This is a genomic window from Rhizobium sp. BK529 (assembly GCF_014194105.1).
Classification (GTDB): domain Bacteria; phylum Pseudomonadota; class Alphaproteobacteria; order Rhizobiales; family Rhizobiaceae; genus Rhizobium.
Genome location: NZ_JACIAU010000004.1, coordinates 110024 through 126645, shown reverse-complemented (window position 1 = coordinate 126645; position 16622 = coordinate 110024). Strand labels below are relative to the sequence as shown.

Here is a 16622-nt window from a genome sequence, read left to right as displayed (position 1 = left end):
CCGGAAGAGGCAAATCCGCTGGGCGCTGATGCGTCCGACGAACAACCGGCAGTTTTATGCCATCGGCCGCTGGCCAACAAAAATCGAAGACTAAGCCGGGATTGCCTGTCTGCGCATCCCTTGGTGCGTTCAATATAAGCGCTTCCACGTCCGTTCCGCGCCTATCGGTGCGCAGTCGGCGTGCAAGTTCAAACGATGCAATGTTATGACGAAAGTAAAGATTGCGTGCTTTGTTTTTGCCCTTTTGCCGTTGGCCAATCCGGTATTTGCCGATGACCTGGTGATCTGGTCGCCGGTGAAGGTGTCGACCCGTTCTTACAAGACGACGATCGGGTTTCGCCTACCGACGGAATGGGAGACGAGCGCCGGCGCGGATCTCGCGCTCGCCTCCAACAAGAGCGGAGCCCCGCTGCCGGATTCCGGCCAGGCGATGCTCTGGGGCAAGCTGGAGAAGGTGAGCGTTACGCCAGGCAGCCGGATGCAACAGGATGCGACAGTGCAGGTCGATACGTTGCGCGGCAGCGGTGCGCTGATGCTCAGCCGCTCGCGAAACTGGATTCTTTCGGATTCGCTCGACATGCAGACCACGCGCACCGTCAGTCTCGGCTACAATGCCCAAGACGTGCGTCAGGCGACGGTATCAGCCTCGCAAGCGGTCAAGCTGATCTATCCGTGGACTGGCACATCGATCTCGGCCGGCAGCAGCATCAGTGATGTCAGTGGCGACTTTTCCAGTACCGTTGCCGTCAGTCAAAACATCTTGCCCAATCTCGGGCTGAGTGCGTCGGTATCCGATCCGCTTTCGACGGGACGGACGGGAAATGTCAATCTGAACTATCAGCTGCGCTGGTAGGCGAAACCAAAACCCTCCGAGCCGCGTTTCTTCTCCGCCACCAAGGAGGACAGAATGATGGTCTTCAAGGAACAGACATTTCACGGCCATCAGCCCGAAGCTGAGGCCGAATATACCAATCGTGCGACATTGGAAGCTGCGATCGCCAATGCGCTGGCCGTCGCTGGCGGTATCGATGCAGCTGACGTCGAGGTTACAGCCGAAGGCGACGAGATCGTTTTGAGCGGCTATGTCGGTACGGTGGATGAAATAGAGCGAGCAACGGTCATCGCAAGAACAGTTGAAGGGGTTCACACCGTTCGGAACCGTATTCTACTTGCGGACCCGATAGCTAACGTTCGACATTAACCATTAACCGAACATTAACTATCTGTAAGTTTATCCGCACCGTCCCCTGACCTAGGTTTGGTCCTATTCCAGCCCGGAAAGTCAGGTATTTCGATGCACCAGATGGAAGTAATTAATCGGCGGACATGGAGCAGTCCGCTTTCCAGGCGCGACTATCGCAACAGTAGCGGCTTCATCAATGAAGGCGAGCGCATGGTGCTCGGCATCGGCCTTGCGAATGCCAAGGGCGGTAGGGTCCTCGATATCGGCGTCGGCGGCGGCCGTACGGCTGCGCTTCTCGCTGGGGAGGCCGGTGATTATGTCGGCATCGACTACACGCCCGAAATGGTGACGCTCGCGCGGTCGAACCATCCGGGCCTTCGTTTCGAAAATATGGACGCTCGCGATCTATCGGCTTTTGCCAAGGCTCCTTCGATCTCGTCGTCTTCAGCTATAATGGTATCGACTCCGTCGATACCGATGGCCGCAAATCGGTCATGCGGGAAGTCGCGCGTGTTCTGAAGGCCGGAGGCACATTCGCCTTTTCAACCTTCAATCGCAATTGGCATGGGTTTGGCGAAAAGCGCGCCCGCTCTTCGGTTGTCTGGTCCAACCACCCGGTGAAGCTGAGCTTCCGGCTTCTCAAACATGCAATGGGGCTGGTGCGGGAGCGCCGCCTCGCGCCGCTCGAACAGCGCGACGGCGAACATGCGATCTTGCTGCATCGCGCCCATGATTTCGGCATTATGGTCTATGCTACGACACCTGGCCAGTTGCGCTCGCAGCTTTCAGAAAATGGTTTTAACGGCGAGCCATTGCTCTTTTCGGTCGATGGCCGTCCGCTCGGTGGCGAGACGTTGCTAGACGAGGAATATTTCCACGTCGTGGCACGCAAGCTGTCGTTCAGCTGATCAGCCGGCAAAGCGTTCTGGCAGAAAACCGGCGGGAGCCTTCTCGCCGATAAGCCGATCGGTCTTCGGCGTTGTAACGGGGCCTTGCGGCTGATGGACGAGTGCCAGCAGCAGGCCACTGATGACAAAACCGATTGCAAGCAGAGCTATTCGAATACGCATGGCGGATACTCCCGTTTCACCGCTAAACGCGGAGAAAAAACCTAAGTTCCTCATGCTCAGGAACGATAACCCCGGCTGGGTTTCCAGCCGGGGTTTTCGTGCTCTTAGCGGCAGACGCGGGTTTCCTTGATTACGGTACGACCGTGGTGATGGATGCGTTCCGTGCGGGTAAAACAATCGTCCGAAATCCGGCGCGGCGGCAGGTGGTGGCGATAGTAAGGACGGTGGTAAGGATGGTCCATCATACGATGATAGCCGTATCCGCCGTTGTCCGTGGTGATGGTCACGCTGGCAGCCTGGGACGGCAGAGCGCCGGCAAAAATCGTAGCCGCAGCCAATGCGGAAGCGATGACAATATTCCTCATAACAAGCCTCTCTTTCCAAGTTGGTCGAGGGATCAACTCGAACGAAGCGTAATCAGTTCAATCACATAGCATTAACGATTGTGTCAGCGGCAACTTTTGTCCTTTCAGAATCGTTCTGGCGTGGGAACAGTTGGAGGCACCGTCATGGGCTCGATCGGAAGGGTCGCTACGCTGGTCGTCGGGCTTGCCGGCGGCACGTTTTTCTCCCAGGCGCCAGAATTTGCCCAGCAGTATCGCCAGCGTATCGGCGGGGCGATCGACGAGCTCAAGATCATCGTCGACGACTTCACGAAACAGGCCGCCGACCATCATCTCGACCGCCGGCAGGCGCTCGATATCTATGCCCGCTCCCCTGACGACTTTCTGCGTGATCGCGGCCTCTCGATGTGCCGTACGCTGGAGCGCTATGAGCGCCTCGTCACCCAGCAATCGAATCTCGGTGCCGCCTCGTTGATTGCAAAGCCTTTCGTGCTGTTGCGCGATGCCGATGAGGGAATAATTGCCAATGGCACGACTTCGTGCCAGGCGTGCCCGTCAGCTTCGCAGGTCTCGTCTGGGCAGCGATCGGCTTTATCGGCGTATGGATCGTGGCGGCGCTGTTTGGGGCGGGCGCAAAGCGCGCCTTGCGGTGGCGGCCGCGTTATCGTTGAAAAGAAATGGTGATCCCGACGCGATTCGAACGCGTGACCCTCAGATTAGGAATCCGCTACAGATACATATGATGCAGGGCGTTCGTCGGTCCATGTCGCATTCATGTTGCAGTCAGGCAAGAAATGCCTTCTCTGCTGCCGCCAATTCGTCTGCGTCGTCGTCCTTCGGAAACAGGTGCCCGTAGGTGTCCATCGTCATTGCAATGGTGGAGTGGCCCATGCGCTCCTGAACCATTTTTGGCGTTAATCCGAGCCCACCGTCTTCCTTCCGATTGATGCACCACGAGGCGAAGAAGTGCCGTAGGGCATGCATGCCGGTGTACTTCGGCTCCATGATCGGCTTCCCCTTCTTGTCGACCTCGCCGCTGTCAACAGCGATGCCGGCGGCCACCCAGGACGGATGCAGTCCGCGTCGCAGGATATTGTTCAGCTGCTCCACCCTGCCGGTCCCGTTCGGGAATACAAGTTCGAGCACCATAATCGGCGCGCCGGCGTCGTCCTTCTTGCCAGTGTTGCGCTTGGGGCAGACGAGCTTCCATTCCTTCAGGGCGTTGATCACCATCGGGGGTGCGGGGACGGTGCGCTCGCTAGATTCGGATTTCGGACGGCCGATATCGTTGAACCGATCGGCGCGCTGGCGAACATGGATCTCGCGCTTATCGAGGTCGACATCCGGCCACCGCAGGCCTCGCAGCTCTGAAGCTCGAAGGCCGCAGAAAATTGCCACAAGGATGAGAGGCCGCCACCGTCCTTTCAGGACACTCAGCAGCGCCTTGATGTCGTCTCGGGTGGGAATGTCCACCCCGACCTTTAGCTTGCCCTTCTGGCGCTTCTCCTGGCGTGAATCTTTCGAGCCTCGTCGCTTTTTCCTTTCCCTGACGACATTGCGCGCAATGAGGCCCTGTTCCGATGCGTCCGCAATTAACGTGCCAAGGCTCACCATAACTTTCTTGATCATTGCCGGCGATCGGCCAGCCTCGCGCAGATCGTCCTCAAACTTGCGCACCTTGAGGATTGTCAGGCTCGGTAGCTTTGTGTTTCCGATGAATGGATTGATGTGCATCCGCAGATGCCGCTCGTAATCCATGATGGTAGCGCGTTCTAACCCCGCCGCCCTGGCGCTGGCTATCCAGAGCTTGCCCGCTGCCTCGACAGTGACGCTGGCGCTCTCGGCGACATGAACGCCTTCCCGGATTTCGACCGAGGCCGTTGCTGCGAAAGCATCTGCTTCCTTCTTTCGAGCAAACGTCTTCAGACGGCGCTTGCCGGCGGCGTCCGTATAGTCGACTACCCAGGCTGACTTTTGGGCGCCCTTGGGCGTTGTCCACTCGCGCTTTCGGACGCTCATGGCTTCTCGCCAGCTCCATCATCAGTTGAGAAGGATGCGACAATCTTGGAAAGTTCAGCATCGTCGCCGCGAGCAGCTTTCTGCAACGCATTCTGCAAGCCAATCAAGGCCCTCGCTGTGGCCTTATGATCTTCAGATAGACGAGTGATGACTTTTCCCTGCTCGCTGACAAGTGCTTCAGCGTCCGTTCTGATCTCTTGGCGCTCTCTCGACATATTGAGTAGTTCGACTTTGAGCGATTCGAGATAAACGGCTTGCTCCTTCATCTCGTTATATCGGGCTTCGATTGCAGCCATTGTTTCCGAATCGTGTTCCGATTGTTTTTTTCTTTCTTGCAAGTTTTCTTCAAGCATGTGCTGAAGGCTGAACGATATGGTCTTTTGCTCAATTAGTGCAGCTTTGGCCGCCGAAAGTTCGATCTTGAGCTTGTCATGTTCCGACTCAAGCGCCGAATACCCTCTGCTTAGTTCTTGATGGTCTTTTGCCAATTCTTCATGGCTCGCGATAAAGCGATCGAGTCCCTCTTCTATTCGAAAAGATTGATCGAGCCTGGACACGATCTCAGCGTTCATGGATCGGCCGTTCTGCTCTGCGGCAGTGGCAATCTGATCTCTCATGCCTTCCGGAAGTCGGACCATGAACTGGTCTTGCTTGTCGCTCGGATATTTTGGCCGCGCCATTTTTCGCCCCCTGAGAACAGATAGTACGGAATTGCTATAGATCACCACTTGCTTCAATCGTACGGAATCGCTATGGTCAAGATGTAGCGAATCCGTATTATGGTTTATGGTTAACAAGGAGGTCGAACGCGTGACGGCTACTGATAACGGAATGGAATTAGTGTGGGGGGCCGAGGCAATCGCTAAGCTCATCGGCCGCACCGCTCGGGCGACTTTTTACATGCTTGATAACGGAGAACTGCCAGCAAAAAAGGTTGGCGGCCGATGGGTGGCGGAGCGCAGCAAGCTCATCGCCTTCTTCATGGACACCGCAGCATGATCGCCAAAGAGAAAGGCCCGGCAACCGCGCCAACGGTCCCGAGCCATGGTTCTCGATCCCTAGCAAAGGAAACGAAAATGAACAGCAACATACTTAGCAGCAAGCCAATCGAGATTCCAGTACCCGCTGTCGCGGGCGCTGCAAAATCGGATGCCCTCGTGCGTGAGGGCCAGACCTACGACATCGTCTGCAAGATGGAAAATCCGCTCTGGACGATCCACGACATCCTGACTGCCATCGGCATGATGGTAATCGAGATGGACGGCGACGAAGCGATCGGTGCTCTTCAGCGCCTTGTCAGCATCGCGCAGCGATCATTTGAGGAAGCGGAGGCACTCCGCGCGCGGCTTTTTCATCTCAATCATCCCGACCGGGACGACGTTGCGAAGGAGCGCGCCAATGAAGCCTAATTCGCAACTCGAACCCGAAGACCTTGTCTATGAGCTTGCTGACCTGGAGCAGCTTCTCGATACCGTCCATGATCTGCTGACGTCAGAAGGCAACTATGTGCGCCCCGATGGTTCCCGCGACAATGCGCTCGATCGCATCAGCAGCCTGATCAACATCGCGCATTCGCACACGGCAGCTCTAGTTGCAGGTACCGAGCATTTCGACATCCCGGGAACCTATGTTCGAATGAAGGGAGCTGTGTGATGCTAACCGCTCTTATCGAAAAACATGCCCACGCTCTCCAAACCTGGCTGAACACTGTCGGTCCGCATGAAGATCTCGAAGCGGAAGGTGAAGCGTATGACGCATTCGCGGATGCCGAGCATGCGTTCGTCGTCTTCCAATGCACAACTGAAGCTGAGGTACAGCAGAAGCTGTCGTACGTTGCCAGCTGCCCGACACTCGCGGATGCGGTTCAAGTCGACCTCAACAGGGAGTTCCTGGCGTCGATCCTGCTGCCGTCGAATGATGTTAATCCAAAGCTCAGGCAGGCGATCGACACGTGGAAGCGTGCTGACGATAGCTATCGGAAAGCCGTTTCAGCCGACCAGGCCAGTGATCACGATGCGTTATGGCACGCCATGGACGATGCCGAGGCTGACATGATAGCGCAGCCTTGCCTCACGCCCGCCGACATACGTGCGAAAGTCGAGATAGCACTGAGCAACGACAACGTCTTCGAAAGTCTTTCGAGCGCGACGTACAGCGCTGAGCCTGTGGAGCGCGTACTGCGGATCTTCCTTCGGTCCTTGTTGGGGCCGGTGGAGGGCCACCCATGATCCACGATCGGACCGAGATCGAGCTGTCCGCCTGGGAGGACTATCGACAGGCCAGGCTCAAAGCCGACCTGTCCCTCTCGTTCAACGACGGGAAGGCAGCGGCGATAGCCTGGAAGCGCTTCGCCGATCTGTTTGCCGGACATCTCCCGGCGTCAACAGACCGCCAAAACGTCGCGACCTTTCCCGTCCATAAGACACGCCCGCCGAGGGGTGCCTGATGCCCAGCGGGAAAGCGCGACGAGTCGACTTCTATTGCGACGAATACATTGCCGGCGTCGCCGGCAAACTCACCGCTGAAGAGCAGGGGGTCTACTGGATGATTTGCGCGCTCATCATGTCCGAGGGCGGGCCTGTCGACGACAACCCAAAGCGCCTATCGTCACTGTGCCTGAACCGGCCCGCTGACATTCGGCGTGTCATTCAAAGCCTTGTCGAAAAGGGAAAGATCTATCGCCAAAGTGATGCCAAACTGTGCCAGAACCGTGCTCAAAGTGAGGTTGAACGTTCTCTGAAGAGAATCCAAACTGCATCCGAAGTTGGTTCGAAGGGCGGACGACCGAAAGGAAAAAGTGAGAAAAATCAAGGCAAGGCAAAAGCTGAAGGTTCTTCCGGCGAAAAGCTAACTAACAACTATCAACTAGCAACCAACAACCACCAACCTTTAAAGGAAGTATCTGACGATACTTCTCTTGATGCGCGCGCGGCGTTCGATCGCTTCTGGGAAATCTATCCGAAAAAGTCAGACAAGCGTCGGGCTGAGGGTGCCTTCGTCAAAGCGCTGCAGCGTGCTGACTTGGAGACGATCTTGTCGGCTGTCCTGGCTTATGCCGGGGAACGGCGAGGCAAGGATCAGCAGTTCACCAAGAACGCGGCGACTTGGCTGAATGGCGATTGCTGGGCAAATCCCGTCGGCCAAGCGCCCGCCAACTCGGACTGGCGCGACGATCCAGCTTACGCGGGGGTCGACGTATGACGGATATCATCGAGATCAAACGCCGGCTGACGGAGCGCGCACAGTCGGTGGCGGAATATCTTCTTCCGAAAGGCAAGAAGATTTCGAACGAGTGGCGTGTGGGGTCCGTAGACGGCGAGGAGGGTAGGAGCCTAGGCGTTCATCTGTCGGGCTTGAAGGCTGGAGTCTGGTCGGATTTCAGTTCTGGCGAGGGCGGCGACCTGATCGATCTTTGGGTGGCGGTGCGTCGCCGATCGCTCGCCGATGCCATCGACGACATCCGCAACTGGCTCGGCATGGCCCGACCGGAACCGGTACGCGATCCGCGGCCGAACTACGAGCGCCCAAAGCGGCCGGAGTGCAAGAAGCCGGCTGGCAAGGCAAAGGCATACCTCAACGCTCGTGGTATTCCTGACGGCATTCTCGAAATCTACCGCGTCGGCGAGCGAGGCGACGAGATCATTTTTCCGTTCCTGCTGCCGGACGGTGTTCTTGCTCTGGCGAAAAGCCGGAAGGCTGAGGACGGCGCGAAGCCGATGCCGACTGCCGCAAACTGTGAGCCGGTGCTTTTCGGCTGGCAGGCGATATCGCCTAACGCTCGCGACCTGATCATCACCGAGGGCGAGATCGATGCGCTTTCGTGGGCGACATACGAGCACATGGCGGTGTCAGTGCCGTTCGGCGGCGGCAAGGGCGGCAAGCAAAACTGGATCCAGAACGAATACGATCGGCTCCAGCGCTTCGAGCGGATCTACATCTCGACCGACATGGACGCGGTCGGTGATGAAGCAGCGGAGGAGATCGCCAGCCGCCTCGGTCGGCATCGGTGCTTCCGCGTCAAGCTGCCTCACAAGGACGCTAACCAATGCCTGAAGGAACGGGTATCGAAGGAGGACATGGATGAGTGCCTTCGTACTGCGCAAGGGCTCGACCCGGCCGGATTGCGGCGTCCGTCCGATCTGAAAGACCGTGTGATTTATCTCTTCTGGCCGGCTGAAGGCGAGCACGTCGGCTATAGCCTGCCTTACGACAAGCTTGCAGGAAAGTTCCTGCTTCGTCCGGCGGAGCTTACCCTTTGGAGCGGAGCGTCCGGCCACGGCAAAAGCCAGTTGCTCTCCGACTGCGTACCGCACTGGGTGAAACAGGGAAGCCGGATCTGCATCGCCTCGCTCGAAATGAAGGGCGAACAGACATTGAAGCGTCTCGCGAAACAGACTGGTGGCTCGGATCGACCGACCGCCCGCTTTATCGGGGACATTCTCGATTGGCTCGATCAAGGTCTGCTGATCTACGATCACGTCGGCAAAGCCGGCATTCCAGCGCTGCTGGAAGTCTTCGACTATGCCCGGGCGAAGTACGGCTGCGACCAATTCATCATCGATAGCCTGATGCGCGTTGGCATCGCGCAAGACGACTACAACGGGCAGGAGAAAGCAGTCTTCCAACTGGTTGACTGGACCATCGCCAACAACGTCCATGTCCATCTCGTCGCGCACTCCCGCAAGGGCGACAAGGATCGGGCCGGCGCACCGGAAACCGAAGATATCAAGGGCGCCATGGAGATCGGCGCCAACGCCTTCAACATCGTCAGCGTCTGGCGAAACAAGGCTCACGAGGAAAAGCTGAAAGCGGCGAAGACCGACGAGGAACGCGACGAACTTAACGAAAAGCCGTCAGTCGTTATCAACGTCGCCAAACAGCGCAATGGCGACTTCGAAGGCAAGGTAGGCTTCTGGTTCGACCAGAAAACCTATCGATACCATACGACACCGAACAAGCTCGCCTGGGAACGCCTGTACGTGCCCAGAGCCTCCGCTGAAACTATCACCGAGGGACAAGCAACTTGAACTCACCGGCCTTTAGAATCGACGAGGGTACCTTCCGAAAACTACGAGCAGATGAAGGTGTAGCCCGCAAGTGGCATCCACCAATCGAGACATGGTTTGCCGTAAAGACGGCGCCAGGCGCTCAGCGCTGCCCGTCAATGCGGGAAGGGCACGACCGTAAAGGCGAAAGCCTAATCGAACGCAACCTTCGCAACGCTGGCTTTGAAGCTTTCATGCCGAGCTACAGGATCGAGGTTAGGCACCATCGTCAGAAGCATTGGATCGAGCGGCGCTTTCCGACGTTTGTTGGATACCTGTTTGTCAATATCGGTCCGCATGACTACCGCGCGGTCGAAGAGGTCGAAGGCGTCAGCAAGATCCTGCGCTTCACCAAGCGATACGAAGAGCGACCGATGCCCTTCGAGTTTTCCCAGGAGACCATCGACCGGCTCCGCTACATCCAGTGGGAGCAGGAACAGAGCTTCCTGTTTGCACGCGCTCGTCGCCAGCGGGAAGAGGAGCTTGAACTGCAGCAACCAGGGCGCGGGAAGCGTGGCGGTAGTAGTACCCGGAAGATTCGCCGGTCGCAGTTTACCGAGCTTGGCGGCAGTCTGTCATCGAGTCTGTCGTCCGCATCCTCTCGCGCATTCATAACGGAAACGCTGAATACGCTGGGGAATCTCGCAGGGAATATTGATCAAGCATAACCGTTCGGTTATATTCTGCGCACTGATTTGTGGATGTTCAGTGCGCAGAGCGCCGGTCCACGCGGATAAGCAGCAATCCGCACGATGGAAGAAATGTGCTTATTTGGCGCCCGTGACCTATGGGAAGTGCGATGCTGGTCAAAGCTTCAGATAGCTACACCAAAGAGCTGAAAAACCACCGGAACTGTCTGAAGTAAGACAGCCACTCCAGACAGCCCCGCAGCCCACGCATTAGTGAGTGCGACGCGAGAATGGTGATCGACCGTCAGCATGCCGTCGCCAAGATTATAGGCCCTGTCACCGTCTCCACCTATTGTCGACTCGAGTGTTGCGGTTTTACTTTGAGTGAAGAACCTTTGAGCTGATAGCCACCAGAGGACAGCTCCTAATAGGCCGCAGATGGCGCTGCCAAGCTGTAACCAGATCAACATAACTTACCTCTCATACCATCAAGAATTATCGAGCTCGAAAGGGTATGCAGTGGTCAGCGGGCTGTCTTTGCCAGGTTAGCTCCGCGCTGTTGCTCTCTGGCGATCATGTTCATGATGTCGCCCGGGCTCTCAACCACCATGACAATTTTGCCTTTATCGCCAAAGCTGCCCATTGCGATTTGCGTGTATTTGTCTTCCGGGTTCCATTTTCGAAAGTCGGTTGCGTTAGTCATGTTGACGAAAATGCTTCGTCCATCATCGTCGTGCAGTTCAAGCCACATATTTGTATTTCCTAACTTTTATGAAGTTTGAATTAGATGATTAGGTCAGTCACTCATTGCCAGATTTAGTTCCTGTCTCACGGCCTGTAAGGACTCTGCGACAGTGTAGAAGAACGGATGTCCATCTTGGTTTGGCACCGCGACATGGATGTGGGTCTGACTGTTAAAAGCCGAAACGGCGACGACTTGAGCTGGGTTGATAAAAACGGTCGCACCCGCAGGCACGGTCGAAGTGAATACAGCGAGGCGCATTTTTAGTCTCCATCCGATTTTCTCGAAAGAAAACGATGAACGACCATGAGTCGCAAGATACAACCTCTGCTATCCCCCGAAATTCACAAGGCGTCGAAACCTTATGGCAAAGAAGAGAACAGGGCGGCCATCGGATTACAACGATGCGATTGCCGCCACCATTTGTGACCGGATCTCGGACGGCGAAAGCCTCCGCTCGATCTGTCTCGCTGAAGACATGCCATCGAAATCGACCGTCTTTGCATGGTTGGCTGATGATGCGCATGAGACTTTTCGGACCATGTACGCATACGCGCGCGAAGCCCAGGCTGACAGCCTCGTCGACGAGATGACCGACATTGCCGACGACGGCAGCAACGACTGGATGGAAAAGAAGAACGCGGCCGGCGAGATCACAGGTTGGCAAGAGAACGGCGAAGCTCTTCGTCGATCGCAGCTGCGTATCCTCACCCGCCAGTGGATTGCTGAGAAGCTGAAGCCGAAGAAGTATGGAACAAAGGTCGCGTTGACCGATCCTGACGGCGGTGCGTTCAAGGTCGAGGTTGTTCGCTTCTCGGACAGCTGATGCAGACGGTTCGAATTCCCGCGCTCGGCTGGCGTCCTCGCGATTACCAGCTGCCGGCATGGAACGCATGGGAGAGGGGATGCCGGCGCCAACTGCTGATCTGGCATCGTCGCGCCGGCAAGGATGAGATCGACCTGCAGAAGCATGCCGTCAGTGCTATGACGCGGCCTGGCACGTACTGGCATATGCTGCCGGAAGCTGCTCAGGCTCGAAAGGCAATCTGGAACGCGGTGAATCCCCACTCAGGCAAGCGCCGCATCGATGAGGCTTTCCCGCGGGAGATCATCGAGAACCAGAACGACAACGAGATGTTCATCCGGTTCAAGACCGGCTCGACGTTTCAGGTCGTTGGCTCTGACAACTTCAACAGCCTCGTCGGGTCGCCACCGGTGGGGATTACATTTTCGGAATGGGCTCTCGCAAATCCGAGTGCATGGGCGTTCCTCTCGCCTATCCTGGAAGAGAACGGCGGCTGGGCATCGTTCATCACCACGCCGCGCGGCAACAACCATGCAAAGGGCATGTATGACGCTGCGAAGGCGGATGCTTATGATCCGGTCACCAATCCCAAGGGATGGTTCACGCAAATCCTGCGGGCCGATCAGACGATGGCGATCGACGCGGAGGGCATCGAGAGACAGCGCGGCATCTATGCCTCGCTATATGGCAAGGACATAGCCAATCTGCTGATCGAGCAGGAGTTCTATTGCTCGTTCGCCGGCGCGATGGTGGGCTCTTATTGGGGCGCGGAAATCGCAGAAGCGGAGAAGCAGGGACGCTTCAAGCTTTTCGAGATCGACTTTCGTTATCCAGTCCATACAGCCTGGGATTTGGGCAAGGCGACGAACAACCCGATTTGGTGTTTCCAGTGCATACCGGGTGAACCGGGTCCGCGTATCATTGATTTCTACCTCCCGGATTCAGACGATCTGGAAGAGTGGTGCAAGTGGCTCGACGGGAAGGGCTATCACGGCAACGACTACGTTCCTCACGATATCATGGTGAAGAATTGGGGCTCGAACCGCACTCGATATGATGTCCTGAAGGATTGCGGGCGCAAGCCGCGCATGGTGGCAAAGGTCGCTGTCGCCGATGGGATCAACGCGGGCCGGTCAACCATCAAGGCCGCAACGTTCTACGAGGGCGAAGACGATCGGGGCCAGCGTGTTTCGCTCGGGGTGGACGGCCTGAAGGCATATCGGCGCGAATGGGACGACAAGCGCAAGACCTTCCTTGAAAACCCGGTGAAGGATTGGGCCGAACATATCGGTTCGAGCTGGCGGTATCTCGGTCTCGCATGGCGATCTGAGGTCATCAAAGAGGAAGCTCCACCACCTCCGCCTCCCAAGGGCGAGCCGCTCGTTCACGGCCGGCCGGATGGCAGCATTGAGATCAAGGTCAACGTGAAAGAGGCAGTCGAAGCGATGGTCCGCCGTCGCCGTGCAAATGCATAGGAACCCCAGGCGGGACGATGGCGTTTCATCAACGCGTCGAAGTCCCGAAACAACAAGGACTTCATCATGAAAGCGAATGAAGAACAGGCCTTCAAGTCCATCATCCGTCAGTGGAACGGTGGAGAACATCGCCTCGCCGGTGCTCGGGCATCCGAGCTTGTTTATGGCGCCGGCAACAAGCTGAACGAAAAGCTGTTCGACGAGCTGCGGGAAGAGATCCCGGGCATCGAGCGGTATATTTCGGCACCCTCAAGCGGCGCTGTCGTCGAGACGGTATCCGACCAGGGCGGCGATCCTCTCGCAGTCCAGCCGGAGAACCGCAAGGAAGCGACCGACGCGTCAAATCTTTCGAGCGACGAAGGCAAGGACCAGCAGAACGCCATCGACAAGAAGCTGGAACCAGGCCGTAAGGCGCGCGAGAAAGCTGCCGGCGCGAAGACAGGCGATAAGAAGGGTAAAGGGTCGGCCGGTGACGTCGTGTCGACAAAGCTGAACCCCGATCCGCAGAACCCGACCGCCGCCTGATCCATCTCTCTCATCACCTTTCAGAGGCTCGTCATCCGTGGCGGGCCTTTTTCGCGTGGGATAATCAATGACCGCTTCTCCGAACAGAAAGCTCCGCGAAGAGGGGCAGCGCTGGATCGACAAGATCAAAGCCGCCGAGAAGCTGGAAAAGGACTGGCTCGACGACGCGGCAAAGGCCGTCCGCGCCTACACCAACGAAGAGAAGGCGGAGAACGACGAAAAGGCGCTGGGGTCGCGGTACGACTTCAACATCCTCTTCGCAAACGTCGAAACCATTGTTCCTGCGGTGATCAATTCGCCGCCGGTACCGGACATCCGCAGGCGTTTCAATGATCCGGACCCTGCAGCGCGCATCGTCGCCGACATCATGGAACGGGCCATTTCCGTTCAGATCGATGACAGCCGTCTGCAGGTCGAGATGGAAGCCGGCGCGCAGGATTCGTTTCTCGCTGGCCGCGGCATTGTCCGCCTGAAGTTCAAGAGTGATATCGTAGGCGGTGAGCCGACTGACCAGGACCTCAGGGACGCGGACGCTGATACCGACGAAGGCCCGGACAATGGCCGGTCATCGGAAGAAATCGGCGCCACGATGTTCAATGATGGGCTTGCTGAGACTGCGGCGTCTGATGATCCAGTGCCTCTCGGCTTTGGGTCCAACGGCATAGGCGGCAACGGCGGCCCACCCTTGGAGACCGTCGAGAACGAGCGGATCTGCTTCGAGGCTGTCAGTTGGAAGGATTACCGCCACGGTCCGGCCAAGCGTTGGGAAGACCGGCAGTGGGACGCCTTTCGTTTCGTCATCCCGAAGGAAGATGAGGAAGAGTCCTTCGACAGCAATCTGATCCGCAGCCAGTTCGACGAAGGCGAGAAGAACACCTGGTCGAAGAGCGACGGCGATATCTGCGGCTGGGAAATCTGGTGCAAGAAGACGAGGAAAGTGAAATTCGTCAGCGATGACGGCGTTATGCTGAAAACGATCGACGATCCGCTTGGACTGAAGAACTTCTTCCCGATCCCGACGCCCATGCAGCCGATCGAACTGACGGGCCGCCTGAAGCCGGTCAATCCGTTCTCGATCTATCGCAAGCTGGCCGACCAGCTCGACACGATCACCAAGCGTATAGACGTGCTGACGAAGGCTATGAAGGTCCGCGGCTGGTATGCGGGCGAGGCGGCGGACCTGAAGAGCGTCCTGCAGCTGGAAGACAACGAGTTCGCGCCGATCGACAACGGCGAGCTTTGGTCAAAGAGCCAGGGCGGCATTGCAGCGGCAATCGCGTTCTGGCCGATCGAGAAGTTCATCACGGCCCTGCAGGAGCTCTACGCCGATCGGGACCAGACGAAGCAAGCGATCTACGAAATCACCGGGATTAGCGATATCGTCCGCGGTGCATCAGCGGCATCCGAAACGGCCACGGCGCAGAACATCAAGAGCCAGTGGGGTTCGCTGCGCATCCAGAAGATGCAGCGCATGATGGAGCGCTGCGCCCGCGACCTGTTCGTGATGATGAGCGAAATCATTCCGAAGCTCTTCTCGCTGAACACGCTGGAAGAGATGACGGGCATTCCACTCTTGCCCAACCCGCAGGACACTCCAGACCAGCAGAAACTGAAGCTCGACGTCATAAACCTGCTGCGTCGGCCGCTCGCTTCCTACTACCGCATCGACGTCGAAAGCGATTCCACGATCCGTGCCGACCTGACGCGCCAGAAACAGGAAGTCTCGCAGTTTCTTCAGGGCGCATCGGCTTACTTCGCAGCCGTCGCTCCTCTCGTTCAGCAGGGCGCGCTGCCGGCTGATGCCGCGGTGGAAATCTTTTCCTCCACCTCGCGCATGTTCAACCTCGGCAAGTCCGTGGAAGACACGCTCGAAAAGATGGTCACCGATGCGAGGGCAAAGGCCGAACAGGCCCGAAATCAGCCTCAGGGGCAGCCAGGAGCGCAGGAACCGTCACCGGAGCAGGCAGAGACTGCAATCAAGGTCAAGCAAGCCCAGCAGGACGAGGAGCGGCGCGCAGCCGAATTCCAGACCCGGATGGAGCGCGAGACCGCGAAGGCTGGCGTCGATAGCCAGAAGGCGCAGCGCGAGCTCGCGATCAAGGTTCTCGAAGAGGAACTGAAGCGTCTTGAGGTCGAGGCCAAACAGCTCGACGTTCAGATGAAGAAGATCGATCTGGCATCCAAGGCCGGCGCGATTATCCAGCCCCAATCCCAGGAGATGGCCTAATGAGTTGGCGTGATTTTGGCCGCGACAGCACGTCGCCGGCAGAAGACGTGATTGCGATCGATGTTTCGGGCGGAGATCATACCCCAACACAACCTTACAGGGCTCTGCGCGCCAATGCTGCGGGAACGATCAAAATTGATACCCTGTTAGGCACATCCCGCACGCTGAACTTCGCTGCAGGCGAGACGCGCCCCGTCTATGCTGCCAAGGTTTATCAGGTCGGCACGACCGCAACCGGCATTGAGGGCATGCTCTGATGCCGGTGTTCGTTCGTCGCAATGGAGAGATGGTCGATAAGGTGACCGGCCTGCCCATGCTTAGCGCTGAGGACCGCGCGAAGCCCGTCGCAGTCCCTTACATCATGTCCGACATCCCGGAATATCGCAGCCCGATCGATGGCCGCGTGATCGGTTCGCGCAACCAGCGCCGTGATGATCTCAAGCGCCATGGCTGCGTCGAATACGAGCCGTCGATATCCCCGACCAAGGGCAAGATCCGGAACAAGGCCTTCGCGGCGAAGCGCGGCCTGAAGGTCTCCGAAGAGTACCTGTAATCACC

23 protein-coding genes and 2 pseudogenes are annotated in these 16622 nt (G+C 57.6%); 19 read left to right on the top strand and 6 right to left on the bottom strand.

Translation table 11 applies throughout. From position 1 onward, the window contains the following. Positions 1–205: 205 nt before the first annotated feature. From FHX08_RS23435 to FHX08_RS31600, 4 genes and pseudogenes are all read left to right on the top strand, one after another. Positions 206–853 carry a hypothetical protein gene (locus tag FHX08_RS23435; RefSeq protein WP_132655624.1) on the top strand — a complete coding sequence of 216 codons (648 nt, stop codon included), beginning with the start codon at positions 206–208 and terminating at the stop codon, positions 851–853. Positions 854–910: 57 nt separating this feature from the next. Then, a complete protein-coding gene (locus FHX08_RS23430; RefSeq protein WP_132656283.1) occupies positions 911–1201 on the top strand; it encodes a BON domain-containing protein in 291 nt (96 codons plus the stop codon). Positions 1202–1294: 93 nt separating this feature from the next. Next, positions 1295–1665, top strand: a pseudogene (locus FHX08_RS31970) (class I SAM-dependent methyltransferase); the annotation flags it as partial. Between the two features lie 12 nt (positions 1666–1677). Continuing rightward, positions 1678–2091 (top strand): hypothetical protein, encoded by a 414-nt coding sequence (locus FHX08_RS31600; protein ID WP_246698367.1) that lies wholly within the window; start codon positions 1678–1680, stop codon positions 2089–2091. Here FHX08_RS31600 and FHX08_RS23420 read toward each other — a convergent pair whose 3' ends face one another. Both FHX08_RS23420 and FHX08_RS23415 read right to left on the bottom strand, forming a co-directional pair. Continuing rightward, complete coding sequence (locus FHX08_RS23420; protein ID WP_165911936.1) at positions 2092–2253, bottom strand: hypothetical protein; 162 nt, start codon at positions 2251–2253, stop codon at positions 2092–2094. It abuts the gene before it with no gap. Between the two features lie 104 nt (positions 2254–2357). After that, positions 2358–2618 carry a hypothetical protein gene (locus FHX08_RS23415; RefSeq protein ID WP_132655622.1) on the bottom strand — a complete coding sequence of 87 codons (261 nt, stop codon included), beginning with the start codon at positions 2616–2618 and terminating at the stop codon, positions 2358–2360. A gap of 144 nt (positions 2619–2762) precedes the next feature. Here FHX08_RS23415 and FHX08_RS23410 point away from each other — a divergent pair. Further along, positions 2763–3268, top strand: a pseudogene (locus FHX08_RS23410) (DUF2937 family protein). A gap of 112 nt (positions 3269–3380) precedes the next feature. On the opposite strand, the gene FHX08_RS23405 reads toward FHX08_RS23410, so the two are convergent. Continuing rightward, positions 3381–4616, bottom strand: coding sequence for a tyrosine-type recombinase/integrase (locus tag FHX08_RS23405; protein WP_184327702.1), 1236 nt, complete (start codon positions 4614–4616; stop codon positions 3381–3383). Beyond that, positions 4613–5296 carry an Arc family DNA-binding protein gene (locus FHX08_RS31880; RefSeq protein ID WP_184327701.1) on the bottom strand — a complete coding sequence of 228 codons (684 nt, stop codon included), beginning with the start codon at positions 5294–5296 and terminating at the stop codon, positions 4613–4615. The genes FHX08_RS23405 and FHX08_RS31880 overlap by 4 nt, the downstream gene beginning before the upstream one ends. 130 nt (positions 5297–5426) lie before the next feature. On the opposite strand from FHX08_RS31880, the gene FHX08_RS23395 reads away from it, so the two are divergent. The 8 genes from FHX08_RS23395 (at position 5427) to FHX08_RS23360 (ending at position 10329) form a co-directional block, all read left to right on the top strand. Next, on the top strand, positions 5427–5615 hold the full coding sequence (locus FHX08_RS23395) for a DNA-binding protein (RefSeq protein ID WP_409527416.1): 189 nt from the start codon (positions 5427–5429) through the stop codon (positions 5613–5615). A 77-nt stretch (positions 5616–5692) separates the two neighbouring features. Continuing rightward, positions 5693–6025 carry a hypothetical protein gene (locus FHX08_RS23390; protein ID WP_184327700.1) on the top strand — a complete coding sequence of 111 codons (333 nt, stop codon included), beginning with the start codon at positions 5693–5695 and terminating at the stop codon, positions 6023–6025. Then, complete coding sequence (locus FHX08_RS23385) at positions 6015–6269, top strand: hypothetical protein (protein ID WP_184327699.1); 255 nt, start codon at positions 6015–6017, stop codon at positions 6267–6269. The genes FHX08_RS23390 and FHX08_RS23385 overlap by 11 nt, the downstream gene beginning before the upstream one ends. Next, positions 6269–6844, top strand: coding sequence for a hypothetical protein (locus FHX08_RS23380; protein ID WP_184327698.1), 576 nt, complete (start codon positions 6269–6271; stop codon positions 6842–6844). Before FHX08_RS23385 ends, FHX08_RS23380 begins: the two co-directional genes overlap by 1 nt. Beyond that, positions 6841–7062 carry a hypothetical protein gene (locus tag FHX08_RS23375; protein ID WP_184327697.1) on the top strand — a complete coding sequence of 74 codons (222 nt, stop codon included), beginning with the start codon at positions 6841–6843 and terminating at the stop codon, positions 7060–7062. The genes FHX08_RS23380 and FHX08_RS23375 overlap by 4 nt, the downstream gene beginning before the upstream one ends. Then, positions 7062–7817, top strand: coding sequence for a DUF1376 domain-containing protein (locus FHX08_RS23370; protein WP_184327696.1), 756 nt, complete (start codon positions 7062–7064; stop codon positions 7815–7817). Before FHX08_RS23375 ends, FHX08_RS23370 begins: the two co-directional genes overlap by 1 nt. Further along, positions 7814–9643 (top strand): AAA family ATPase, encoded by a 1830-nt coding sequence (locus tag FHX08_RS23365; RefSeq protein WP_184327695.1) that lies wholly within the window; start codon positions 7814–7816, stop codon positions 9641–9643. Before FHX08_RS23370 ends, FHX08_RS23365 begins: the two co-directional genes overlap by 4 nt. After that, positions 9640–10329 carry a transcription termination/antitermination NusG family protein gene (locus tag FHX08_RS23360; RefSeq protein WP_184327694.1) on the top strand — a complete coding sequence of 230 codons (690 nt, stop codon included), beginning with the start codon at positions 9640–9642 and terminating at the stop codon, positions 10327–10329. Before FHX08_RS23365 ends, FHX08_RS23360 begins: the two co-directional genes overlap by 4 nt. Positions 10330–10813: 484 nt before the next feature. Here FHX08_RS23360 and FHX08_RS23355 read toward each other — a convergent pair whose 3' ends face one another. After that, complete coding sequence (locus FHX08_RS23355; protein WP_184327693.1) at positions 10814–11041, bottom strand: hypothetical protein; 228 nt, start codon at positions 11039–11041, stop codon at positions 10814–10816. 45 nt (positions 11042–11086) lie between these two features. Continuing rightward, on the bottom strand, positions 11087–11293 hold the full coding sequence (locus tag FHX08_RS23350) for a hypothetical protein (RefSeq protein ID WP_184327692.1): 207 nt from the start codon (positions 11291–11293) through the stop codon (positions 11087–11089). Between the two features lie 103 nt (positions 11294–11396). On the opposite strand from FHX08_RS23350, the gene FHX08_RS23345 reads away from it, so the two are divergent. The 6 genes from FHX08_RS23345 (at position 11397) to FHX08_RS23320 (ending at position 16617) form a co-directional block, all read left to right on the top strand. Next, on the top strand, positions 11397–11858 hold the full coding sequence (locus FHX08_RS23345; protein WP_246698366.1) for a terminase small subunit protein: 462 nt from the start codon (positions 11397–11399) through the stop codon (positions 11856–11858). Next, a complete protein-coding gene (locus FHX08_RS23340; RefSeq protein ID WP_184327691.1) occupies positions 11858–13312 on the top strand; it encodes a hypothetical protein in 1455 nt (484 codons plus the stop codon). Before FHX08_RS23345 ends, FHX08_RS23340 begins: the two co-directional genes overlap by 1 nt. A gap of 66 nt (positions 13313–13378) precedes the next feature. Further along, positions 13379–13837: a hypothetical protein gene (locus tag FHX08_RS23335; RefSeq protein WP_184327690.1), complete on the top strand. Its 459-nt coding sequence runs from the start codon at positions 13379–13381 to the stop codon at positions 13835–13837. 67 nt (positions 13838–13904) lie between these two features. Further along, positions 13905–16064: a hypothetical protein gene (locus tag FHX08_RS23330; RefSeq protein WP_184327689.1), complete on the top strand. Its 2160-nt coding sequence runs from the start codon at positions 13905–13907 to the stop codon at positions 16062–16064. Continuing rightward, a complete protein-coding gene (locus FHX08_RS23325) occupies positions 16064–16321 on the top strand; it encodes a hypothetical protein (RefSeq protein ID WP_184327688.1) in 258 nt (85 codons plus the stop codon). Before FHX08_RS23330 ends, FHX08_RS23325 begins: the two co-directional genes overlap by 1 nt. Next, complete coding sequence (locus tag FHX08_RS23320) at positions 16321–16617, top strand: hypothetical protein (protein ID WP_184327687.1); 297 nt, start codon at positions 16321–16323, stop codon at positions 16615–16617. Before FHX08_RS23325 ends, FHX08_RS23320 begins: the two co-directional genes overlap by 1 nt. Positions 16618–16622: the final 5 nt, after the last annotated feature.